This is a genomic window from Mesorhizobium sp. M8A.F.Ca.ET.161.01.1.1 (genome assembly GCF_004792105.1).
In the GTDB taxonomy this organism is placed as follows: domain Bacteria; phylum Pseudomonadota; class Alphaproteobacteria; order Rhizobiales; family Rhizobiaceae; genus Mesorhizobium.
In genome coordinates this window covers 26,284-45,718 of the sequence record NZ_SRTD01000020.1, presented here as the reverse complement: position 1 = coordinate 45,718, position 19,435 = coordinate 26,284, and the positions used below count along the sequence as shown (strand labels likewise).

Annotated in this window: 25 protein-coding genes and 1 pseudogene; 7 read left to right on the top strand and 19 right to left on the bottom strand. The window is 64.1% G+C overall.

Going from position 1 to position 19,435, the window contains the following annotated elements:
- Nucleotides 1-10: 10 nt before the first annotated feature.
- From EN804_RS30140 to gcvA, 3 genes are all read right to left on the bottom strand, one after another.
- Nucleotides 11-883 carry a sugar ABC transporter permease gene (locus tag EN804_RS30140; RefSeq protein ID WP_127275237.1) on the bottom strand — a complete coding sequence of 291 codons (873 nt, stop codon included), beginning with the start codon at nucleotides 881-883 and terminating at the stop codon, nucleotides 11-13.
- Between the two features lie 124 nt (nucleotides 884-1,007).
- Nucleotides 1,008-2,318 carry a sugar ABC transporter substrate-binding protein gene (locus EN804_RS30135; protein ID WP_127871260.1) on the bottom strand — a complete coding sequence of 437 codons (1,311 nt, stop codon included), beginning with the start codon at nucleotides 2,316-2,318 and terminating at the stop codon, nucleotides 1,008-1,010.
- Between the two features lie 221 nt (nucleotides 2,319-2,539).
- Nucleotides 2,540-3,445: a transcriptional regulator GcvA gene (gene gcvA, locus EN804_RS30130; RefSeq protein WP_127275239.1), complete on the bottom strand. Its 906-nt coding sequence runs from the start codon at nucleotides 3,443-3,445 to the stop codon at nucleotides 2,540-2,542.
- 110 nt (nucleotides 3,446-3,555) lie between these two features.
- Between gcvA and EN804_RS30125 the strand changes: the two genes are divergently transcribed.
- The gene (locus tag EN804_RS30125) at nucleotides 3,556-3,741 is read left to right on the top strand and encodes a hypothetical protein (protein WP_127275240.1); all 186 of its coding nucleotides are present in this window, start codon (nucleotides 3,556-3,558) and stop codon (nucleotides 3,739-3,741) included.
- Nucleotides 3,742-3,766: 25 nt separating this feature from the next.
- Here EN804_RS30125 and EN804_RS30120 read toward each other — a convergent pair whose 3' ends face one another.
- Entirely contained in the window at nucleotides 3,767-4,726 is a 960-nt protein-coding gene (locus tag EN804_RS30120) for a sugar-binding transcriptional regulator (RefSeq protein WP_127275241.1), read from the bottom strand.
- Between the two features lie 243 nt (nucleotides 4,727-4,969).
- Here EN804_RS30120 and EN804_RS30115 point away from each other — a divergent pair, with 243 nt between their 5' ends.
- Nucleotides 4,970-5,602 carry an HAD family phosphatase gene (locus EN804_RS30115; RefSeq protein WP_127275242.1) on the top strand — a complete coding sequence of 211 codons (633 nt, stop codon included), beginning with the start codon at nucleotides 4,970-4,972 and terminating at the stop codon, nucleotides 5,600-5,602.
- Nucleotides 5,603-5,819: 217 nt separating this feature from the next.
- On the opposite strand, the gene EN804_RS30110 is transcribed toward EN804_RS30115, so the two are convergent.
- The 8 genes and pseudogenes from EN804_RS30110 to ureC form a co-directional block, all read right to left on the bottom strand.
- A complete protein-coding gene (locus EN804_RS30110) occupies nucleotides 5,820-6,587 on the bottom strand; it encodes a class II aldolase and adducin N-terminal domain-containing protein (RefSeq protein WP_127275243.1) in 768 nt (255 codons plus the stop codon).
- A gap of 80 nt (nucleotides 6,588-6,667) precedes the next feature.
- Nucleotides 6,668-7,309 (bottom strand): urease accessory protein UreG, encoded by a 642-nt coding sequence (gene ureG, locus EN804_RS30105; RefSeq protein ID WP_127275244.1) that lies wholly within the window; start codon nucleotides 7,307-7,309, stop codon nucleotides 6,668-6,670.
- Nucleotides 7,306-7,746: a DUF3995 domain-containing protein gene (locus EN804_RS30100; RefSeq protein ID WP_127275245.1), complete on the bottom strand. Its 441-nt coding sequence runs from the start codon at nucleotides 7,744-7,746 to the stop codon at nucleotides 7,306-7,308. The genes ureG and EN804_RS30100 overlap by 4 nt, the downstream gene beginning before the upstream one ends.
- Nucleotides 7,743-8,414, bottom strand: a complete 672-nt coding sequence (locus EN804_RS30095) for an urease accessory protein UreF (protein ID WP_127275246.1) — start codon at nucleotides 8,412-8,414, stop codon at nucleotides 7,743-7,745. The genes EN804_RS30100 and EN804_RS30095 overlap by 4 nt, the downstream gene beginning before the upstream one ends.
- Nucleotides 8,407-8,962 (bottom strand): annotated as a pseudogene (locus EN804_RS30090) (urease accessory protein UreE). Before EN804_RS30090 ends, EN804_RS30095 begins: the two are co-directional and overlap by 8 nt.
- Nucleotides 8,963-9,032: 70 nt before the next feature.
- Nucleotides 9,033-9,668 (bottom strand): glutathione S-transferase family protein, encoded by a 636-nt coding sequence (locus tag EN804_RS30085; protein WP_127275248.1) that lies wholly within the window; start codon nucleotides 9,666-9,668, stop codon nucleotides 9,033-9,035.
- 44 nt (nucleotides 9,669-9,712) lie between these two features.
- The gene (locus EN804_RS30080) at nucleotides 9,713-10,306 is read right to left on the bottom strand and encodes a hypothetical protein (RefSeq protein ID WP_135862646.1); all 594 of its coding nucleotides are present in this window, start codon (nucleotides 10,304-10,306) and stop codon (nucleotides 9,713-9,715) included.
- Nucleotides 10,307-10,404: 98 nt separating this feature from the next.
- Nucleotides 10,405-12,120: an urease subunit alpha gene (ureC, locus tag EN804_RS30075; RefSeq protein WP_189522215.1), complete on the bottom strand. Its 1,716-nt coding sequence runs from the start codon at nucleotides 12,118-12,120 to the stop codon at nucleotides 10,405-10,407.
- A 164-nt stretch (nucleotides 12,121-12,284) separates the two neighbouring features.
- Between ureC and EN804_RS30070 the strand changes: the two genes are divergently transcribed.
- Together EN804_RS30070 and EN804_RS30065 are read left to right on the top strand one after the other, a co-directional pair.
- Nucleotides 12,285-12,662 (top strand): hypothetical protein, encoded by a 378-nt coding sequence (locus EN804_RS30070; protein ID WP_127275251.1) that lies wholly within the window; start codon nucleotides 12,285-12,287, stop codon nucleotides 12,660-12,662.
- A 114-nt stretch (nucleotides 12,663-12,776) separates the two neighbouring features.
- Complete coding sequence (locus tag EN804_RS30065; RefSeq protein ID WP_127275252.1) at nucleotides 12,777-13,271, top strand: hypothetical protein; 495 nt, start codon at nucleotides 12,777-12,779, stop codon at nucleotides 13,269-13,271.
- A gap of 74 nt (nucleotides 13,272-13,345) precedes the next feature.
- On the opposite strand, the gene EN804_RS30060 is transcribed toward EN804_RS30065, so the two are convergent.
- From EN804_RS30060 to EN804_RS30040, 5 genes are read right to left on the bottom strand one after another with little or no spacing between them, the layout of a single operon-like run.
- Nucleotides 13,346-13,651, bottom strand: a complete 306-nt coding sequence (locus tag EN804_RS30060) for an urease subunit beta (protein WP_127275253.1) — start codon at nucleotides 13,649-13,651, stop codon at nucleotides 13,346-13,348.
- Between the two features lie 6 nt (nucleotides 13,652-13,657).
- Entirely contained in the window at nucleotides 13,658-14,245 is a 588-nt protein-coding gene (locus tag EN804_RS30055) for a HupE/UreJ family protein (RefSeq protein WP_127275254.1), read from the bottom strand.
- Between the two features lie 23 nt (nucleotides 14,246-14,268).
- The gene (locus tag EN804_RS30050) at nucleotides 14,269-14,523 is read right to left on the bottom strand and encodes a DUF1272 domain-containing protein (RefSeq protein WP_127275255.1); all 255 of its coding nucleotides are present in this window, start codon (nucleotides 14,521-14,523) and stop codon (nucleotides 14,269-14,271) included.
- Nucleotides 14,524-14,533: 10 nt separating this feature from the next.
- Nucleotides 14,534-14,836, bottom strand: coding sequence for an urease subunit gamma (locus tag EN804_RS30045; protein ID WP_127275256.1), 303 nt, complete (start codon nucleotides 14,834-14,836; stop codon nucleotides 14,534-14,536).
- A gap of 28 nt (nucleotides 14,837-14,864) precedes the next feature.
- Nucleotides 14,865-15,707, bottom strand: coding sequence for an urease accessory protein UreD (locus tag EN804_RS30040; protein WP_127871248.1), 843 nt, complete (start codon nucleotides 15,705-15,707; stop codon nucleotides 14,865-14,867).
- Between the two features lie 201 nt (nucleotides 15,708-15,908).
- Between EN804_RS30040 and EN804_RS30035 the strand changes: the two genes are divergently transcribed.
- The 3 genes from EN804_RS30035 (at nucleotide 15,909) to EN804_RS30025 (ending at nucleotide 18,263) form a co-directional block, all read left to right on the top strand.
- A complete protein-coding gene (locus tag EN804_RS30035) occupies nucleotides 15,909-16,163 on the top strand; it encodes an acyl carrier protein (RefSeq protein ID WP_027145432.1) in 255 nt (84 codons plus the stop codon).
- Nucleotides 16,164-16,167: 4 nt separating this feature from the next.
- The gene (locus tag EN804_RS30030; RefSeq protein ID WP_127275259.1) at nucleotides 16,168-17,376 is read left to right on the top strand and encodes a beta-ketoacyl-[acyl-carrier-protein] synthase family protein; all 1,209 of its coding nucleotides are present in this window, start codon (nucleotides 16,168-16,170) and stop codon (nucleotides 17,374-17,376) included.
- Nucleotides 17,377-17,558: 182 nt separating this feature from the next.
- Entirely contained in the window at nucleotides 17,559-18,263 is a 705-nt protein-coding gene (locus EN804_RS30025; RefSeq protein WP_135921939.1) for a glutathione S-transferase N-terminal domain-containing protein, read from the top strand.
- Between the two features lie 26 nt (nucleotides 18,264-18,289).
- Here EN804_RS30025 and EN804_RS30020 read toward each other — a convergent pair whose 3' ends face one another.
- Complete coding sequence (locus tag EN804_RS30020; protein WP_127871246.1) at nucleotides 18,290-18,637, bottom strand: hypothetical protein; 348 nt, start codon at nucleotides 18,635-18,637, stop codon at nucleotides 18,290-18,292.
- A gap of 114 nt (nucleotides 18,638-18,751) precedes the next feature.
- Complete coding sequence (locus EN804_RS30015) at nucleotides 18,752-19,378, bottom strand: nucleoside triphosphate hydrolase (protein ID WP_135882679.1); 627 nt, start codon at nucleotides 19,376-19,378, stop codon at nucleotides 18,752-18,754.
- Nucleotides 19,379-19,435: the final 57 nt, after the last annotated feature.

The window sequence follows — 19,435 nt, the reverse complement described above, 5'->3', positions numbered from 1 at the left end:
TTGTCCTCCCTTACTTGTCCAGGTTCTTGCCGACGGCGCGCATGGCGAAGAAGGCGACGATGTTGGCGAGAATGACGGCGATCACACCGCCCGCGGATGCCTGGCCGATTTTGAACTCCAGCAGCGCCTTCTGGTAGACGAGGAAGGGCAGGTTGGTGGAGGCATAGCCGGGGCCGCCATTGGTGGTGACCAGGATCTCGGCATAGACGGAGAGCAGGAAGATCGTCTGGATCAGGATGACCACGGTGATCGCTCGCGACATGTGCGGCAGCGTCAGATAGATGAAGCGGCTGATGAAGCCGGCGCCGTCCATCTCGGCGGCTTCCTTCTGCTCGCCGTCGAGCGATTGCAGCGCGGTCAGCAGGATCAATGTCGCGAAAGGCAGCCATTGCCAGGCGACGATGATGATGATCGCCGTCATAGGATGCTGCCCGAACCAGTCGATCGGTTGCGCCCCGAAGAAGCGCGCTATGTCGGCGAAGACGCCATATTGCGGGTGCATGATCATGTTCTTCCACACCAGAGCGGCGACCGGCGGCATGACGAAGAACGGCGAGATGACGAGGATGCGCACGATCCCTTGGCCCCACATCGGCTGATCGATGAGCAGTGCCAGCAGGATGCCGCCGATCACCGTGATCAGCAGCACGCTGACCACCAGGACCAGCGTGTTGAGGATCGACTGCAGGAAAGCCGGGTTGGAATAGAACAGCGCGTAGTTCGAGAGGCCGACGAAGCCATCGCGAACCGGATTGAGCGGGTTGTACTGCTGGAAGGAGAACCACAGCGTGAGAGCGAGCGGAACAACCATCCAGACCAGCAGCAGCACCACGGATGGCGCCATCATGAATCGGGCAAGCGAACGGGTCTGCTGAGTAGCCATGACGGTCACCCTTCAAGGATCAGACTGAATTTTCACAGGCGTTGGAAAGGCGGCCGCCCGAACTGGGTTTCGGGCGGCCGTTGCCGGTCGAGGAGGTGACCGGCATTCGGCACCGGGAGGAGCCTTACTTGATATAACCGCCCTCGGTCATCGCCGCGGTCGCGGCGTCCTGGGCCTGCTTCAACGCATCGTCGACGCTCGACTGACCGGCAAGTGCCGCCGAGAAGAGCTGGCCGACGGTTGTGCCAAGGCCCTGGAATTCAGGGATGGCGACGAACTGCACGCCGACATAGGGCACCGGCTTGACGGTCGGATGCGTCGGGTCGGCGGCGTTGATGGAGTCCAGTGTCATCTTGGCGAACGGAGCCGCCTTCTGGTACTCGGCGTTCGCATAAAGCGAGGAGCGCGTGCCCGGAGGTACGTTGGCCCAGCCTTCCTTCGACGCGACGAGCTCCGCATAGTGCTTGCTGGTCGCCCAGGAGACGAACTTCTCGGCAGCGTCGGCCTTCTGCGTGCCGGCGGGGATCGCCAGCGACCACGCCCATAGCCAGTTGCCGCGCTTGCCAAGGCCGTTGTCAGGCGCCAAGGCGTAACCGACCTTGTCGGCGACGGTCGAGTTCTTCGGGTCGGAGACGAAGGAAGCCGCGACTGTGGCGTCGATCCACATGCCGCACTTGCCCTGCTGGAAGAGCGCCAGGTTTTCGTTGAAGCCGTTGGAGGACGCGCCTTCGGGGCCGTCGGCCTTCATCAGGTCGACATAGAACTGCAGCGTCTTCTTCCACTCGGGCTGGTCGAACTGCGGCTTCCAGTTCTCGTCGAACCAGCGGGCGCCGAACGAGTTCGACATGGCGGTCAGGAAGGCCATGTTCTCGCCCCAGCCGGCCTTGCCGCGCAGGCAGACGCCGTTCACGCCATTGGCGCGGTCGGTCATCTTGTCGGCGGCCTGTTTGATGAAGTCCCAGGTCGGCGCATCGGGCATCTTCAGCCCAGCCTTCTCCATCAGGTCCTTGCGGTACATGACGAAGGAGCTTTCGCCGTAGAACGGCGCGGCATAGAGCTTGCCGTCGACCGAGAGGCCGCCGGCGATGGCCGGGATGATGTCCTTGGCGTCGTAGTCGTCGCCGAGCTTGTCGAGCGGCAGCAGCCAGCTCTGCTTGGCCCAGATCGGAACCTCGTAGGTGCCGATGGTCATCACGTCATACTGGCCGCCCTTGGTGGCGATGTCGGTGGTGACACGCTCGCGCAGCACGTTCTCTTCGAGCGTGACCCAGTTGAGCTGGATGTCGGGGTTGGCCTTGGTGAAGTCGTCGGTCAGCTTCTGCATGCGGACCATATCGCCATTGTTGACGGTGGCGATGGTGATGGATTCGGCATGTGCGGCGAAAGCCAGCGCGCTGGCCGAGCACAAGCCCAGGATGAGCGTACGAAGTTTCATCAAATTCCTCCCATGGACCAAGATGAGCATTTGCCTTGGCTGTGAGCAATTACTCACTAAGTGTGAATTATGTCAAGCCGGATTCGATGCTGCAGCGCAGCACCGGGCTTGCCGATGGACCGCCGACGGATGGAAGTTGGAGACGACGAGCCGCGCGCGTGCCGGATATCAGGCAACGGGACAGGAAGGGGTCCAGGATCGAAGCGGGCGCGACGAACCGGTCAGCAGGCGATCTCGGCCAGCAGCCAATCGCGGAAGGCGCGGATCTTGGGCACGTTGCGGCGGGCTTCCGGATAGACCAACCAGTAGGCGTGGCCGTCGTCGCCGACCAGGTCGAACGGCTGGATCAGGCGGCCGTCGGCGAGTTCGGCCTTGAACAGGGCCCGGGTCAGGATGGCCACGCCATGGCCCGATATGGCCGCGTTGGCTTCATAGGCTTGCGCGCCCATGCTGCTGCCGGGCCGCCTGGCAAGGTCGTGGCTGTGCACGCCGGCGGCCTCGAACCATTGCGTCCACCAGATATCGCTGGGATCGAGGATCGGCAGCTTGAGCAGATCGGCCGGTTCGTTGATGCCGCCGATGCTCGCCGCGAGCTTCGGGCTCAGCATCGGCGTGAAATCGGCATCGAGCAGCTTGTGGGCTTCCAGCCCGGGCCATTTGCCGCCGCCAGAACGAATGGCGAGGTCGACGTCCTCGCGGGAGAAATCCGTCAGCCGGCTCGACGTCTCGAGCCGCACGGCAAGCGACGGATGCGCGATCTGGAACGCGCCCAGATGATGCGCCAGCCAATTCGAGGCAAAGGTCAGCACCGTGGTGACACATAGCAGCCCGTCCGCGCCGCCGCGCGCGGCGGCATAGGCCTGGCTGAGGATGGCAAAGGCCTCGCTGACAGCCGGCGCTAGGCGCTGGCCCGCTTCGGTCAGTTCGATCTGTCGCGGCCGGCGCAGGAACAGCGGCGCGCCGACGCGCTCCTCCAGCACCTTGATCTGGTAGCTGACCGCGGCTTGCGTCATGGCGAGTTCCCCGGCGGCCTTGGTGAAAGAAAGATGCCGCGCCACCGCCTCGAACACCCGGATCGCCTGCAATGGCGGCAGTTGCGAAACCTGCGGCGCGCTGAGGTCAGGCATAAAGCCTCCTTATGGGTCGTTATCGACGTTCGATTGGCAAAGGCGGCCGGCAAGGCCGACATTCATCCTCAACCCGTCATTCGGGTTCAGGATAGCGAAGGTTGACGATCATGACCATGACGCAGCAAAAATGCACTCCCGCTCCCGATCATCGCTGGATTTCGTGGTTGGTGGACGGATTCGGCTGGTTCGCGCCCCGAAAAAAGGCGCATCTCGACATCAGGGACCTGTCGCCCCATCTGCAGCGCGACCTCGGTTTTCTCGACGGCAACGACCCTTTCGGCCGGCACCAATAGCCTTCCTGGCTTTATCAGGAAGCCGTCAAATACCGGCCAGCAGGGCGGTCGCCGTCCGCTCGTCGGTGATGAGCCCGTTGACCAGCCGCCGGTTCACGGCCGCCAGGATTCCCGGCAGCTTACGCTCGCCCATGGCGAGCGCGATGACCAGCGACTTCTCGCGCGACGGCAGCGCCGCCGACGACACCCGGTCATTGGTGATGCCTTCGATCATGCGGCCCTCGCGATCGAACACCCAGCCGACGATTTCGGCGACGCCGCCCGCCTTCTGCAAGGCTTTCAGCTCGCTTTCGGAAATGAAGCCGTCCTCGTAGAGCGGCGCCTTCGGGCCGAGGTCGCCAATGCCGATGAAGGTGACATCGGCCTCGGCGGCAAGCGCCAGCGTCGGCTGGATCATCGGCTGGTTGAGCAGCATTTCGCGCTCCTGCGGCGAGGAGGCGATGACCGGCAGCGGCATCGGGAAGGACCGCGCCTTGACCCTGTCGGCCATGGTGAAGATGACGTTGTAGAAGGCGGCCGAACCGTCCGGCGAGATGTTGCCGGTCAAGGACACCACCTTATGCTGCGGGCATTCCATCGGCGGCAATTGTTCGATCGCCGCCTTCAGCGTGCGTCCGGTGCCGATGCCCATGACGATCGGTGTCGGCGACCGCAGCCGCCGTTCGATCTCGGCGGCGGCCGCTTCGGCGATGCCGATGGTGGTGGAGGATGAGTTGGGATCGCTCGGCACCACCTCGACAAGGTCGAGCGCGAAGCGTGATTTCAGCCGCGCGGCAAGGTCCAGGCAGTTGGCGATCGGATGATCGACGCGGACCTTGATCAAGCCTTCCGACACCGCCAGCGACACCAGCCGCTGCGCCGTCTGCCTCGATATGCCGAGCGTGGCGGCGATCTGGTCCTGTGTGTTGCCGGCAACATAATAGAGCCAGCCGGCGCGCGCCGCGTCGTCCAGCCTGTTGCTGCCGCCATCCTGCCGGCTATTCACGTCCTGCCTCCCGAAACCCGCCGATCATCAGGCGATCCGTATCAGTTTCGCAGGGAATGGCCGCCTGCGCAATTGTCAATCTCAAGAGCAAATGCCTACGCTGATACAGCGGAGGTTTCTCGGCCAATACCCGGTCGGAGAAAACGCGGCCGGTTCCGTTTCGCTTTGAAGGCATGTTCTATGGCCGCCAAAGGTTTATCTCCCGCCGCAAACCCTTTAAGGGATCGCAAAAAGGAGCGCTGCATGACACCGAAGGCGGTTTTCTGGGACATGGACGGCACGCTGGTCGACAGCGAACCGCTGCATGAGGCAGCCCTCATTGCAGCGATGCGCAATGCCGGCCTGACGCCGCCTGACGATCTGCATGAGCGCGTGCTGGGCGTCGCCGCCTGGCCGGTCTACGAAATGATGCGCGACGAGTTCGGGCTGCGACTGCCCTTCGACGAGTGGATCGTTCACAAATATGAGCATTACCTGCCGCTGGTCGAAGGGCTGAAGCCGCGCCCAGGCGCTATCGAGGTCTTCCACGAACTGCACGCGCTCGGCGTGCAGCAGGCGGTGGTGTCCAATTCGGACCGGATGATCGTCGACGCCAATCTGCGCATGGTCGGCCTCACCTATCCCGGCATGAAGACGATCAGCCGCAACGACGTGCGCGACGGCAAGCCGCACGCCGAGCCTTTCTTGCGCGCCGCCTATCTGGCCGACGTCGATCCCGCGCACGCCGTCGCGGTCGACGACAGCTGGCCGGGCGCCATGGCGGGGCTGGCGGCGGGAATGAAGACCATCTTCTGGCCTGAAAAGCCGATGGAAGGACCGCCCGGCGCCATCGTCATCAACAGCGCCGGGGAATTGCGGGCTCAGCTCGGGCTGTGAGTAGCCTCCTTCTCCCCCGTCACTATACGGGGAGAAGGTGCCGGCAGGCGGATGAGGGGCAGCGCTGACTTGGCAAAACGTCGGCGTGCAGGTTCTGATTTCTGAGACCTTGGTGCCGCCCCTCATTGTCCTGCCGGACATTTCTCCCCGTATAGTGACGGGGAGAAAGTGGCGGTGCTGACGGTTTCGCCAATTACCGGCGTTGCGAAATGATCGCTTAATTCCGGTACACCGGCTCCTGCTCGTCGAGGATCGCCTTCAACTCGGCGAGGTGACGCTCGGCCTGGCCGGGATAGTCGTCCATCTCGCTCGCCGCCTTCTCGGCGATCGCGTCGGAGAGCGTGCGCAGCGGGCGACCGGTCCACAGCGCCTTGATGTAGGTCTCGGCGGCGCGCTCGAAATAGAACATGCGGTTGAAGGCGTCGGCGACGGTGTCGCCGATGACCAGCACGCCATGGTTGCCCATCACCATCACCTTGACCTTGGGGTCAGCGAGAAGCTGCGAGCAGCGTTCGCCCTCTTCCTCGAAGGCCAGCCCGCCATAGTGCGCGTCAACGACATGGCGGTTGAAGAACATTGCCGAATTCTGGTCGATCGGCGGCAGCGTCGAGTCGGCCAGCGAGGCCAGCACGGTGGCGTGGATCGAATGGACATGCATGACGCAGCGCGCGTGCGGTACGTTGCGATGGACGGCGCCGTGCAAGCCCCATGCCGTCGGGTCGGGTGCATTAGGCCCCGAAAGCGTGTCGGGGTCGTTGGCGTCGATCTCGATCAGGTCGCTCGCCTTGACGCGTGAGAAATGCACCTGGTTGGGGTTCATCAGGAACCTGGTGCCGTCGTCGTTGATGGCCAGCGAGAAATGGTTGGCCACCGCTTCGTGCATGTTGAGCCGCGCCGTCCAGCGGAAGGCGCAGGCGAGATCGACGCGCTCTTCGTAGAAGGGCAGGTTGGTCAGCTTTTCCTTCTGCAGGCGGGCAATGCTCATGCTAAAATTCCTCCGGTTTCGGCAAGAATGCCGCGCTCCGCTGGTGCCCGCAACCGCTTTCGCTTGGTGCAGACGGCCAGCTATGCCGCGGTGCTTGCGGCGCCAATGGTCCGCAGTCCGCCGTGCTCGACGATAAAATCGATCACCTCCCGCAGGCCCTTGCCGCGTGAAAGATCGGTGAAGCCGAACGGCCGCTTGCCGCGCATGCGGCCGGCGTCGCTCTCCATGACATCGAGATTGACGTTCACATAGGGCGCGAGGTCGCTCTTGTTGATGATGAGGAAATCGGAACGGGTGATCGCCGGGCCGCCCTTTCTCGGAATCTCCTCGCCCTGGCAGACCGAGATGACATAGAGCGTCAGGTCGGCAAGGTCCGGCGAGAAGGTGGCGGCCAGGTTGTCGCCGCCGGATTCGATGAAGATGATGTCGAGATCGGGGAATTTGCGGTTCAGTTCGGCGATCGCCTGCAAATTGATCGAGGCGTCCTCGCGGATGGCGGTGTGCGGGCAGCCGCCGGTTTCGACGCCGACGATGCGGTCCTCCGGCAGCGCCTGCAGCCGGACCAGCATCATGGCGTCTTCCCTGGTGTAGATGTCGTTGGTGACGACGGCGATGGAAAACTCGTCGCGCAGCGCCTTGCAGAGTTTTTCGGTGAGCGTCGTCTTGCCGGAACCGACGGGGCCGCCAATGCCGATGCGAAGAGGACCGTTAGCTTGTGTCATATCGGAAACTCCATAATGGCAAGAGCCGCGAAGCCGAGCCCGATCAGCAGGCACAGCGGCGAATAGAGACTGGTATCGAGCCACGCGAAAGGCTGTTGCGGCGCCAGCCGGCGCCACCAGGGCGTGAAACCGGCAATGCCACGCCCCAGGAACACCAGACCGATCAGCATCGACGTGGCGGCAAGGCCCTCCTTGGGAAAGGGCGAGGCGAAGAACCCGATGAGCGCCAGCGGCCAGAGCGTCGCCAGGCCAAGGCAGGCGGCAACGGCGAAACTGGCGATCGGTGTCGGCATTTCGTCGACGCCGCGAAAACCGACGACGGCATGGGCGCAGGACGCGGCATCCCTGCCCGGCCAGATGCCGCCGATGCCCCAATAGACATGCAGTGCCGTGATCAGCAGCAGGACGAATGAGAGGACGAAGGCGAGTAGGATCATGAGCGGAACAATCGCGAATACTGGGTTTCGTGCTTCATCGCCATGACGTCGGAGACGAAGGCGCAGCCGCCGAGATCGTCCGATGTCGAGCGGGACGCGCGCGCCGCCGTCGAGAGCGCCAGCGGCTCGAAGCCGGCAAGCAGCGCGGTGGCTTCGTTCTGACCGATGACGCCGAGCCGGATCGCGGCCTGGACGAGGTTGGAAAAGAAGGCTTGCAGGAAGGCGGACAGCGCGTCCTGCAGCGCAATGCCATTGCCCCCGGCGACGGCGCCGACAGCGACGCAATAGGCGCATTCGGCCGGCAAGCGCTCCAGCACGGAATTGGGCCAGGCGCCGGCCGCTTTAAGGAAGGCCGCACCTTGCAGCATGGCCTCGGCGTGGCGTTCGCGCGAGCCGGCCAGTGCCTCGGCCAGCGCGGCGACCTCGGCCGGATCGCCGCCTTCGCGGGCGCGGCGCCAGCTCTCGGCGAACAGCACGGCATCGTTCCAGCCGGAGCCCATCTCGACCAGTGTCTCCAGCCAGCTGGCAAGGCCGGCGGCATCGGCCACCAACCCGTCATGCACCGCGCGCTCCAGACCATGGCTGTAGGCAAAGCCGCCGACCGGAAAGGCCGGCGACAGCCATGCCATCAGCCGCAGCAGGGCGATGCCGGAGGGCTGGTCAGTCATGATGATGATCGTGATGCATGGCTGTGCGAATGGGATTCGCCGTGGCCATGGCTGTGCGCCTCGGCGTGGGCATGGCCATGCCCGCCGGAATAGGCGCCGCGCACCGGCTTGAACGGCTCCGAGACGTCGCGCACCGTGGCGCCGAGCCCCTCCAGCATCGCCTTGATGACATGGTCGCGCAGGATGAGGATACGGTGCGCCTCGATGCCGGCGGCGAGGTGGCGGTTGCCGATATGCCAGGCGAGTTCGGTCAGATGCACGGCGTCGCGGGCGCGGATGTCATAGACCTCTTCGGGCGCCGCGATAATCTCGATATGACCGCCGTCCTCCAGCACCAGCCGGTCGCCGTCGTTCAGGGCAACGGGCTCGGGCAGGTCGACCAGCACCTTGCCGCCGTCGGCAAGTTCGATGGCGCGGCGGCGCAGATGCCGCTCGTCATGGGCGAGGACCGCACGGCCGGAAGGCACGGTGGCCGCGGCCGTGCCGGCAGGCAGCACCGAGACGGCGCGCGGAAATTTGGTGAAGTCGGTGTTGAGGTTGAGCTTCATTTCATGGCTCCGCCATTAGAGCGCCGCGCGTCCCCTTGGACGCGCAAAGGACGCTCTAACATGTTTGAATCTATGCATCGTGCTTTCCGAAAACCGATTCCGATTTTCGGGCCGATGCATTGGCTTGGGCACGGGCGCGGGCTGGGCGGCCCAGCACGCGGTCGAAATAGGCGTTGACGCGGTCGGATTCGATCGGGAAGCGGCCGGCTCGGGCCCAGCCGCCCATATCGCCGAGCAGCACGTCGACGGCGGAAAACCGGTCGCCGAGTGCGAACGGTTTGTCGCCGAGCCGGCGATCCAGTGCCTTGAGCTCCGTAGCGAAATCATAGGCCGCCGCGGGGCCGACCTCGACCCGCACTTCCCTGGGTAAGAGGAAGCGATGGCGCAATTTGTTCCACAGCGGCGCCTCGAATTCGCTCTGGGCAAAATGCATCCAGGAATCCATCTCGGCACGGCCCGCAAGGCCCGGATTGGCACCCATGCCTTTATCGGCGTGCTTGTCGGCGAGATAGACGCAGATCGCCGCCGAATCCGTCACGATCAGCTCACCGTCGATGAGGATCGGCACCTTGCCCGACGGATTGAGCGCATAGGCTTCCGGCGAGCGGAGCTTGACCTCGACGAATTCATAGGGCTGCCCGAGTTCCTCGAGCATCCAGAGGACGCGGCTGACCCGGGACCCACGCGATCCAATGGCCTTGTACATCGCTGAACCTGCCTTTCCCCGAAACTCTAGATCATCGGCTGGCGTCATACGATCGTGTCGAAGAGCCGCAGGATGAACGATATCTGGTAGATCAGCGCCGCCGTGACGAAGGCGATGTGGAAGCGGCGGTCGCGGACCAGGATCGCGGCGATGCAGAGCGCGACGAAGATCGGCGTTCGGAACAGATATTCGTTGCCGAAGCGGGCGAAATGCTCCGGCCCTTTCAGCAGGGTGTCGATCACATCGAGCAGATAAGTCGCCGCCAGAAGGCCGAAGAACCAGGCGCGGCGCGAGTAAAAATAGTCCTCGTAGCTGGTGTAATCGAGCATCGAATCCGGAAACAGCAGCGCGCACAGCAGGAACAGCGTGATGGCGTAGAAGATGATGAACAGGTACTTGCCGAAGGTCCAGGTTTCGATGGCGTAAAGGCCGAACTCCCACCACCAGAAATGCACCATCATCAGAAGCACCGAGGCGACCCAGGCGAGGTGCACGGGATAGAGCCGGTACTGGCCGGGATGCTGGACGATGCGAGCCAGCCCCGACAGAAGGCGAGTGACGCCGAGCCCGATCACCATGCCCATGACGATGCGAATATGCGGGAAGATGTCGTGGGGAGAGGCTATTTCGGTGGCCATGCCTAATCACAATACGGCTTTTCGAGGCCGCATATTGCGGTGTGGAATCCTCCCCTGCAATGGATTTTGCACCACTTGAGGCGGTCGCCGATTTCGCGTCAAAACAGAAAATACCGCTGCGCCATCGGCAGCACGGTTGCCGGCTCGCAGGTCAACAGCTCGCCGTCGGCGCGCACCTCGTAGGTTTCGGGATCGACCTCGACATGCGGTGTGGCATCGTTGAGCACCATGGAATGCTTGCCGATACCACCGCGCGTGTTTTCCACGGCGACGAACTGCTTGTCGACGCCGAGCCGGCCATGCAGCCCCGACTCGAGCGCGGCTTTCGAAACGAAGGTCACGGACGAATTGGTCCGGGCTTTGCCATAGGCGCCGAACATCGGCCGGTAGTGCATTGGCTGCGGCGTCGGGATCGAGGCGTTGGGGTCGCCCATCGGGGCGGCGGCGATCATGCCGCCGATCAGCACCATGTCCGGCTTGACGCCGAAGAAGGCCGGGTTCCATAGCACCAGATCGGCGCGTTTGCCGACCGCGATCGAGCCGATGTCCTTGGACAGGCCATGGGCGATGGCAGGATTGATCGTGTATTTGGCGATGTAGCGGCGGACGCGGAAATTGTCGTTGTCGCCGGTCTCCTGCGGCAATGACCCGCGCTGGCGCTTCATCTTGTCGGCGGTCTGCCAGGTGCGGATCGCCACCTCGCCGACGCGGCCCATGGCCTGGCTGTCCGACGAGATGATCGAGAAGGCGCCGATGTCGTGCAGTATGTCCTCGGCAGCGATGGTCTCCTTGCGGATGCGGCTTTCGGCAAAAGCGATGTCCTCGGGAATCGATGGCGACAGATGATGGCAGACCATCAGCATGTCGAGATGCTCGGCCAGGGTGTTGACCGTGTAGGGCCGCGTCGGATTGGTCGAGGACGGGATGACGTTGGGTAGGCCGCAGACCTTGATGATGTCGGGTGCGTGGCCGCCACCGGCGCCCTCGGTGTGGAAGGCATGGATGGTGCGGCCCTTGATCGCCGCCACAGTGTTCTCGACAAAGCCGGATTCGTTCAGCGTATCGGTGTGGATCATGACCTGCACGTCGTGGTCGTCGGCGACCGACAGGCAGCAATCGATCGCCGCCGGCGTCGTGCCCCAGTCCTCATGCAGCTTGAGCGAGCAGGCGCCGCCCAGCACCATCTCCTCAAGCGCTGCCGGCAGAGAGGCGTTGCCCTTGCCCGACAGGCCGATATTCATCGGAAAGGCGTCGAAGGACTGGATCATGCGCGCCATGTGCCATGGCCCGGGCGTGCAGGTGGTGGCCAGCGTGCCATGCGCCGGGCCGGTGCCGCCGCCGAGCATGGTAGTGATGCCCGACATCAGTGCTTCCTCGATCTGCTGCGGGCAGATGAAGTGGATATGCGCGTCGAAGCCGCCGGCGGTGAGGATCTTGCCTTCCCCGGCGATGATCTCGGTGCCGGGTCCGATGATGATGGTGACGCCGCCTTGAGTGTCGGGATTGCCGGCCTTGCCTATTGCGGCGATGCGACCGTCCCTGAGGCCGATGTCGGCCTTGAAGATGCCGGCGCTGGCATCGATCACCAGCGCGTTGGTGATGACGGTGTCGACCGCTCCTTGGGCACGGGAAACCTGGCTCTGGCCCATGCCGTCGCGAATGACCTTACCGCCGCCGAATTTCACCTCTTCGCCATGGATGGTGAAATCCTTCTCGACCTCGATGATCAGCTCCGTGTCGGCAAGCCGCACTCTGTCGCCGACCGTTGGGCCATACATCTGGGCGTAGGCGGCACGGCTCAGTCTGGCCATCAGCGATTGCTCCCGAAATGCGATATGGTCGAAACCCGGCTACACATTGCCGCCACCCAATGGTCACGCAATGACCCGCTGGGCGACACCTTCTGATCCCATTTGGCGGTTGAGGTTGGCAGGCCACCCCAAAACGACCGTTTGCCAAACCGATGGAAGGAAAATCCATGCGCAAAACGATAGTTCTTGCAACCGCCGCCAGCCTGATGCTGGCGGGTGCCGCCAGTGCCCAGCAGCAGCCTGCTCAACAGCCCGCTCCGACCGCGCCGGCCCCAGCCGCCCCCGGCGGCCAGCAGGCCGCGCCGGCGATTCAGAGCGTCAACATCGTCGACATCAGCGAGTTGCCGAAGGACACCCAGACGCAGGTCAACCAGGTGATCACCCAGCGTGGCGATGCCGGCCTGCAGAAGCTGCGCAGCTCGATCGATGCCACGCCCAAGGTGAAGTCCGCCCTCCAGGCCAAGGGAATGACCTCGGCCCAGGTGGTCGCGGCCAGCATGGAGCCAAACGGCGCGCTGACCCTGATCACCAAAAAGGCGAGTTAAAGGCCCGGCGCGGCGGGCCGGTATCCGGTCCGCCCACCGAATCGGAGAGGGAACCGTGGCAGGGTTGGCGTCGTTTTGTTTCCTGAGCGTTGGAACAAACCGCGGAAGTGAACGATGACCGATACCACCTTGCCCGATATCCGTTGGCTGCATGCCATTGCAGCGGCTGCGTTTCTGGCAGTGGGCCTCCCCCAGGCCGCGCTGAACGCGCAGGGCCTTCAGAGCCCGGAAACCGTCGACCGCATCGTCGGCTCGCAAGTCAACCAGGAAGAGGCCAAGACGACCGCCGAGATTGGAAAGGTCAATTCGGCGATCGACCGCACGCGGGAAAACATCAGTACGGTGCGCAAGACGTCCAAGCTCGACAAGGTCGATATCGTGTTCCTGACCGATGCGGCGCGCAGCGAAGGCGGCCCGCCGCCGGTCATCGAGAACAAGGTCCGGCAGCATCAGGACGATGTTACCGAGCTGCGCAAGGAGATCGAGGCCAACGCCCTGCTCTTCAACGCCATCGAGTCGCGGCGCGTGCTTGCGCAAGACGTTCTCGCCGTGGAGTTCGACGATCCCGGAAAGATCGTCATCTACGCGGCCGCCAAGCCATCGGACTGAGTGACGCGCAGCGCGTGCGTTCATGCCTGCCCTGAAGCCGCTCGCCGGCCTTGCGCGCCACGCATGAGACGTCCTCACAGCTTACCCATCACCTTCTGCTGGAATCCATAGACCTCGCGCTTGCCGCCAAGCGGCACCAGCGTGACGTCGCGTTCCTGCCCCGGCTCGAAGCGCGTGGCGGTGCCGGCGGCGATGTCGAGGCGCATGCCGCGCGCGCTCTCGCGGTCGAATGTCAGCGCCTCATTGGTTTCGAAGAAATGGTAATGGCTGCCGACCTGAACCGGCCGGTCGCCGCTGTTGGCCACTTTCAGGGTGACGGTCGGCAGACCCTTGTTGAGTTCGATGTCGCCTTGGGCAGGGATGATTTCGCCGGGGATCATCGGACCTCACACGACGCCGAAAACGAGGCCGACGCCGATCGCCGCGCAGGCGGCACCCACGATGCGGGCCACACCACGAAATCTCATGCCGCGGCCGAGCCCGGCGGCGATGCCTATGGCATGGAGCAGCACGGTGGCGATGGCAAAGCCGGCCATATATTCGAGCCCGCCGGCATTTTCCGGCACTTCCGTGCCATGGGCGTGGCCGTGAAACAGCGCAAACAGGCCGATGATAGCGACACCGGCCGAAACGGGGAGATCGACCGCCAGCGCGACCAGCAGCCCGAGCGCCACGACCGAGGCCAGTATGCCCGGCTCAACGAACGGCAACGGCAGATGGGCCATGCCAAGGGCCGCGCCGGCCAGCATGATGCCGACGAACGCCGCCGGCCAGGCCCAGATCGCCTTGCCGCCCTTGAGGGCCGCCCACAGGCCGACAGCGAGCATCACCGTCATGTGGTCGAGGCCCGACAATGGATGCGTGAAGCCGGCCATGAGGGAGGACGTCGGGCCGATGCCGACATGGGCGTAGGCAGGCATGGCTGCCGCCACGAGCAGGATCGCCGAGAGGCACAGGCGTTTGACAGGGATCATTTACTTGCCTTTCGTTTGCGGTGTCAGGCGGCCCTGCGGGGACCGCAGCCCTCGGCCTTGAGCACGCGTTTGGTCGAAGCCGGATATTTCTTCAGCATCGCGGCGGGACGGATCGGCCGGGCTGTAAAATCGCCGCCGCAGTTCGGGCAGACGCCGCCAAGCACGTTTTCGACACAGCCGGCGCAGAAGGTGCACTCGAAGGTGCAGATCCGCGCATCCCGGGCTTCCGGTGGCAGGTCCTTGTCGCAGCATTCGCAGTTCGGGCGCAGCTCAAGCATGTCGGCCTCCTCACCTGATCGGTTCGTGCACGGTCACCAGCTTGGTGCCATCGGGAAAGGTCGCTTCCACCTGCACGTCATGGATCATCTCGGCGATGCCTTGCATCACCTGCGCGCGGCTGACGACATGGGCGCCGGCCTCCATCAGTTCGGCCACCGGGCGGCCATCGCGGGCGCCCTCGACGACGAAATCGGTGATCAGCGCGATGGCTTCCGGATGGTTGAGCTTGACGCCGCGCTCCAGCCGCTTGCGCGCCACGATCGCCGCCATGGCGATCAGCAGCTTGTCCTTTTCCCTTGGCGTCAGGTTCATGCGTCTTCCTGAAATGATGCGGACACAGTCACAGTGACCATAATTTGGGCAACCCCGCCCTTCCGTTGAGCAATCCGACGAGCGGGACCAGCCGTTGGCGCAGCTGGTAGCCGTCCTCGGCGTAGAGCCTCGCAAGAAGCTTGCCAGATGTCTTCACGGTCCAGACACTGGCGCCACCTCGGTCGCCAATGATCTCCCGGACCGGATCGAGCAGAGCCTCGGCTCGCGGCGACACCAGCAGCAGCGTTGCCACGGCGATCGCGCCACCGGATATCGCCGTACGGGCCAGTGTGTCGGCAATGGCAGGTCCGATGCGGAAATCCTCGGCATGAATGAGGGCTCCTTGCCTCCGGATACGCCAGCGATCGCGAAAAGTGCCCTGCGCGGCACGTTCGCCCATGGCCAGGCGGCCGAAGACGGCCGCTTCCAGCACCAGCGCCTCGGCTCCGGCCGCAAGCTCGACATCGAGCGTGCGGGCAAAGGCGGCGCGGTCGAAGACGATGGTTTCCTGCGGCAGCCAGGCGATGCTGCCGTTCTCGCCGACGGTCAGCTTGACCCGCACTTCGGCATGGTCCGATGCGGCGCGATAGACTTTTTCGCAGGCCTGGGTTGTTATCGCGGCGCTGGCATCCGCGCCGACATCCACGTCCCAACCGAGGCGATCGCCGCCGGTCAGCCCGCCGGCGGTGTTGATCAGGACGGCCTCCAGCGGACCGGCCGAAACGGCCGGCAGCCTTATCTTGGCCGAGCCGTCCTGATAGAGGCGCCGCAGCCGCGTGCGGCCGTCGACGCTGGCGCAACCAAGCTGCGCCTTGCCCGCCGCGCGCTGGGCCAGTTGACCTGATAACTTCGTATTTTCGATCGTATCCACGCCGTCAGGTTAAGCACTGTGGCGGTTTTGTCGACATATAGCTTGTTGCTTGATGGCGTTTCCGTTTCTATAGAGGGAACCACCTTGGTACGGTCGGGCGACGCTTGACGGGGGTATAAGGCGAAGATCGCGGCCTGATATCGAGGATAAGAAGGCGCTGTTCAGTTGGCGCCGGGAAACGACAAGTGGGGAAGAAACCGAATGGCTGACCAGCTGGCAACGGACATCATCGAGAAGATCAAGGCCCATGCCGAGCCGGGCGGCGAGGAAATCACCACCACTACCGAATTGACGGCGCTCGGCATCCATTCGCTGGAGTTGACCGAGATCATCTTCGACCTCGAGGAGCAATATGGCATCGAAATCGAGATGAACACGGTCGATGCCTGGAGCAATCTCAAGAATGTCGGCGACATGGTCGAGGCCGTTCGCGCGCTGATCGCGAAAAAAGCCTAACCGAATGCTGAAGCGCGTCGTCATTACCGGCATCGGCGGGCTGTGCGGATTGGGCACCGACGCGCAGGCAATCTGGGCCGAGATGCGGGCCGGCCGATCGGCGATCGGCCCGATCGACAATCCCTTCCTGCACGACCTGAAGGTCAAGACCGGCTGCGAGATCAAAGCACTGCCGGATCACGGCATCGAGCGCAAGCAACTGGTGTCGATGGATCGCTTCAGCCTGCTGGCGGTGATCGCGGCGAAGGAAGCCATGCGGCAGTCCGGATTGGTGCCGCATGCGGACAATACCTATCGGATGGGAACCATTGTCGGTGTCGGCGTCTGCGGGTTCGAGACGGTCGAGGAGAACTATCGCGCCATCCTGATCGAGGGCAAGAATCGCGCCGGCATCTTCACCGTTCCCCGGGTCATGCCGGGCGCGGCCGCCGGCCAGGTCAGCATGCATCTGGGTTTGCGCGGACCGGTGTTCGGCGTCACTTCGGCCTGTTCGTCAGCCAATCATGCCATCGCCTCGGCGGTCGACCAGATCAGGCTCGGCCGCGCCGACGTCATGGTGGCCGGTGGCACCGATGCGCCGCTGGTGTGGGGCGTGCTGAAGGGCTGGGAGGCGCTGCGCGTTCTGTCGCCCGACACGTGCAGGCCGTTCTCGGCCGACCGCCAGGGCCTAGTGCTGGGCGAAGGCGCCGGCATGGCGGTTCTGGAAAGCTACGACCACGCGATGGCACGCGGCGCCACCATTTTGGCCGAGATCGCCGGCGCCGGCCTTTCGGCCGACGCCTCCGATATCGTCGCGCCGACCGTCGAGGGCCCGGAAGCCGCCATGCGCTTCTGCCTGGCCGATGCCGGCCTCAATCCCGAGGATGTCGACTACCTCAACGCGCACGGCACCGGCACCAAGGCCAACGACCAGATCGAAACCCTCGCGATCAAGCGCGTCTTCGGCGACCATGCCCGCGCGCTCTCCGTCTCGTCGACCAAGTCGATGCACGCGCATTGCCTCGGCGCCTCGGGCGGGCTGGAGATGATCGCCTGCGTCATGGCGATCCGCGAAGGCGTCGTGCCGCCAACGGCGAATTACCGCGAGGCCGATCCCGACTGCGATCTCGACGTGACGCCGAATGTCGCGCGCGAGCGCAAGGTGCGCGCCGCCATCAGCAATGGCTTTGCCTTCGGCGGCACCAATGCGGTGCTGGCCTTCAAGGCCATCTAGTACCGGGCGGTCACCACCTGTTCGGGCGGCTACTATCCGCCCGGGCGATCCGATCGATTGACTATCCATGCACGGTGAAAGCGTCGCCGCCATATTGATCCGGCCCGACCGCAGCCCTAATTCTTGGCCGACCCGCCAACACCGCGCCGCTTGGTGCGAATCCCCCCGCTCAGGAGTTCTCGATGGCCGACCTGTCCGCCTTTCCGATCGCAACCCGTTGGCCTGCCAAGCATCCCGACCAGATCCAGCTCTATTCGGCAACGACGCCGAACGGAGTGAAGATATCGATCGCGCTGGAGGAACTCGGCCTGCCCTATGAGCCGCATCTGATCAACATCGGCAAGAACGAGAGCTGGACGCCGGAATTCCTGTCGCTCAACCCCAATGGCAAGATCCCGGCGATCATCGATCCCGACGGCCCGGACAGCGCGCCGATCGGCCTTTTCGAATCCGGCGCCATCCTGCTCTACCTGGCGGAGAAGACCGGCCTGCTCATGCCCGTTGACGCGGCGCGGCGCTACGAGACGATCCAGTGGGTCTTCTTCCAGATGGCGGCGATCGGGCCGATGTTCGGCCAGGTCGGTTTCTTCCACAAATTCGCCGGCCGCGAGATCGCCGACAAGCGGCCGCTGGAGCGTTACCGCGACGAATCGCGCCGCCTGCTCGGCGTTCTCGACGTCAGGCTGAAGGGCCGCAAGTGGATCATGGACAATGACTACACCATCGCCGACATCTCGCTGCTCGGCTGGGTGCGCAACCTGATTGGCTTCTACGAGGCGCGCGACCTGGTCGGCTTCGACGATTTTGCCAATCTGGCAGCGTGGCTGGAGCGCGGCCTGGCGCGGCCGGCGGTACAGAAGGGCCTGACCATCCCGGCGCGAAGCTGAATCTGCCCCCGCCGGGAAGCGCGTCGCTACTTTGCTTTCGCCTTGGACCCGCCCTTGCCGACGACGGATGCGGCGAGAGACGCGACACTCCGCGCCGTGGCCACGACCGCTCCGGCCGCGACGTTGGCTGCCGTGCGAACCTTCGAGCCGCCGGCCGCGGCCGGTTTCTTCGCCTGGGCGGTCTTCGCTGCCGCTTTGGGCGCGGTCACCTTCGACGCGCTGCCTGGCACGACTTTCTTGGGCGATGCCTTGCCGAAGGCCGGCTTGGCATCCTTTGAGCGCTGGGCGACCGCTGGACCAGCCCCGGCCTTCGATTGCGTCGCTTTCGGTTGGGCTGACTTGCCCCTGACGGGCTTTTTTGCCTTGGTTGCCATCGGACGGAATCCCTCTTCTGGCATGATTGCCTGACCGGGATAACGCCTTGTAAGTCTTAAGGTTCCCGTCGAAAAATACTGAAAATTAAACAGGTTAATCCAGATTGACCCGGGTTAATCGAACCCGGGTTGACCAATGACCAGGTCGGCCGCCCGGCGTCGTGCCAGCACGCGTTCGATGTTGGGCATGTCGTTGGAGGCGATCCAGGCGCGCGCATCGGCTTCGGAACGGCCATGCTCGTGCCAACGTTCCATCAGGCGGCGTTCGAGTTCATTGCGCGGTACGTCGACGAAGATCGAGAAATCGAACAGTGGCGCAAGGCGCGACCACGGCTCCTCGTCGAGCAGCAGGTAATTGCCTTCGACCAGGATGAATTTGGTCTCGGCATCGACGATCGCCGCGGCGGCGCGCGACAATTCCATGCTGCGGTCGAAGACCGGAATGGCAATGTCGGGCTCGCCGGCGCGGATGCGTTTCAGAAGCGTCTCGAAGCCGCCGAAGTCGAACGTGTCCGGCGCACCCTTTCGCGCGCGCAGGCCGCGCCGCTCGAGCACGATGTCGTCAAAGTGGAAGCCGTCCATGGGCACGACTTCCACCGCGCCTTCCGGCAAAAGGTCGTGCAGGCCCGCCGATAGTGTCGACTTGCCGGCGCCCGGCGGCCCGGCAATGGCGACGATGAAGCGCTTGGCCTTGCCGGCGCGCTTGAAGATGGTGGCGGCGAGGTGGGCGATTTCAGACATTTTGGCTCCTTCCGCACGATTTCAGGCGCATCTTGTCGGCAGTTGGCGGAAATTTCA

Coding starts and splice junctions, on each gene's coding strand:
- EN804_RS30140 (WP_127275237.1), bottom strand. CDS start 883: ATGGCTACTCAGCAGACCCGTTCGCTTGCCCGATTCATGATGGCGCCA.
- EN804_RS30135 (WP_127871260.1), bottom strand. CDS start 2,318: ATGAAACTTCGTACGCTCATCCTGGGCTTGTGCTCGGCCAGCGCGCTG.
- gcvA (WP_127275239.1), bottom strand. CDS start 3,445: ATGCCTGACCTCAGCGCGCCGCAGGTTTCGCAACTGCCGCCATTGCAG.
- EN804_RS30125 (WP_127275240.1), top strand. CDS start 3,556: ATGACCATGACGCAGCAAAAATGCACTCCCGCTCCCGATCATCGCTGG.
- EN804_RS30115 (WP_127275242.1), top strand. CDS start 4,970: ATGACACCGAAGGCGGTTTTCTGGGACATGGACGGCACGCTGGTCGAC.
- EN804_RS30110 (WP_127275243.1), bottom strand. CDS start 6,587: ATGAGCATTGCCCGCCTGCAGAAGGAAAAGCTGACCAACCTGCCCTTC.
- ureG (WP_127275244.1), bottom strand. CDS start 7,309: ATGACACAAGCTAACGGTCCTCTTCGCATCGGCATTGGCGGCCCCGTC.
- EN804_RS30100 (WP_127275245.1), bottom strand. CDS start 7,746: ATGATCCTACTCGCCTTCGTCCTCTCATTCGTCCTGCTGCTGATCACG.
- EN804_RS30095 (WP_127275246.1), bottom strand. CDS start 8,414: ATGACTGACCAGCCCTCCGGCATCGCCCTGCTGCGGCTGATGGCATGG.
- EN804_RS30085 (WP_127275248.1), bottom strand. CDS start 9,668: ATGTACAAGGCCATTGGATCGCGTGGGTCCCGGGTCAGCCGCGTCCTC.
- EN804_RS30080 (WP_135862646.1), bottom strand. CDS start 10,306: ATGGCCACCGAAATAGCCTCTCCCCACGACATCTTCCCGCATATTCGC.
- EN804_RS30070 (WP_127275251.1), top strand. CDS start 12,285: ATGCGCAAAACGATAGTTCTTGCAACCGCCGCCAGCCTGATGCTGGCG.
- EN804_RS30065 (WP_127275252.1), top strand. CDS start 12,777: ATGACCGATACCACCTTGCCCGATATCCGTTGGCTGCATGCCATTGCA.
- EN804_RS30060 (WP_127275253.1), bottom strand. CDS start 13,651: ATGATCCCCGGCGAAATCATCCCTGCCCAAGGCGACATCGAACTCAAC.
- EN804_RS30055 (WP_127275254.1), bottom strand. CDS start 14,245: ATGATCCCTGTCAAACGCCTGTGCCTCTCGGCGATCCTGCTCGTGGCG.
- EN804_RS30050 (WP_127275255.1), bottom strand. CDS start 14,523: ATGCTTGAGCTGCGCCCGAACTGCGAATGCTGCGACAAGGACCTGCCA.
- EN804_RS30045 (WP_127275256.1), bottom strand. CDS start 14,836: ATGAACCTGACGCCAAGGGAAAAGGACAAGCTGCTGATCGCCATGGCG.
- EN804_RS30035 (WP_027145432.1), top strand. CDS start 15,909: ATGGCTGACCAGCTGGCAACGGACATCATCGAGAAGATCAAGGCCCAT.
- EN804_RS30030 (WP_127275259.1), top strand. CDS start 16,168: ATGCTGAAGCGCGTCGTCATTACCGGCATCGGCGGGCTGTGCGGATTG.
- EN804_RS30025 (WP_135921939.1), top strand. CDS start 17,559: ATGGCCGACCTGTCCGCCTTTCCGATCGCAACCCGTTGGCCTGCCAAG.
- EN804_RS30020 (WP_127871246.1), bottom strand. CDS start 18,637: ATGGCAACCAAGGCAAAAAAGCCCGTCAGGGGCAAGTCAGCCCAACCG.
- EN804_RS30015 (WP_135882679.1), bottom strand. CDS start 19,378: ATGTCTGAAATCGCCCACCTCGCCGCCACCATCTTCAAGCGCGCCGGC.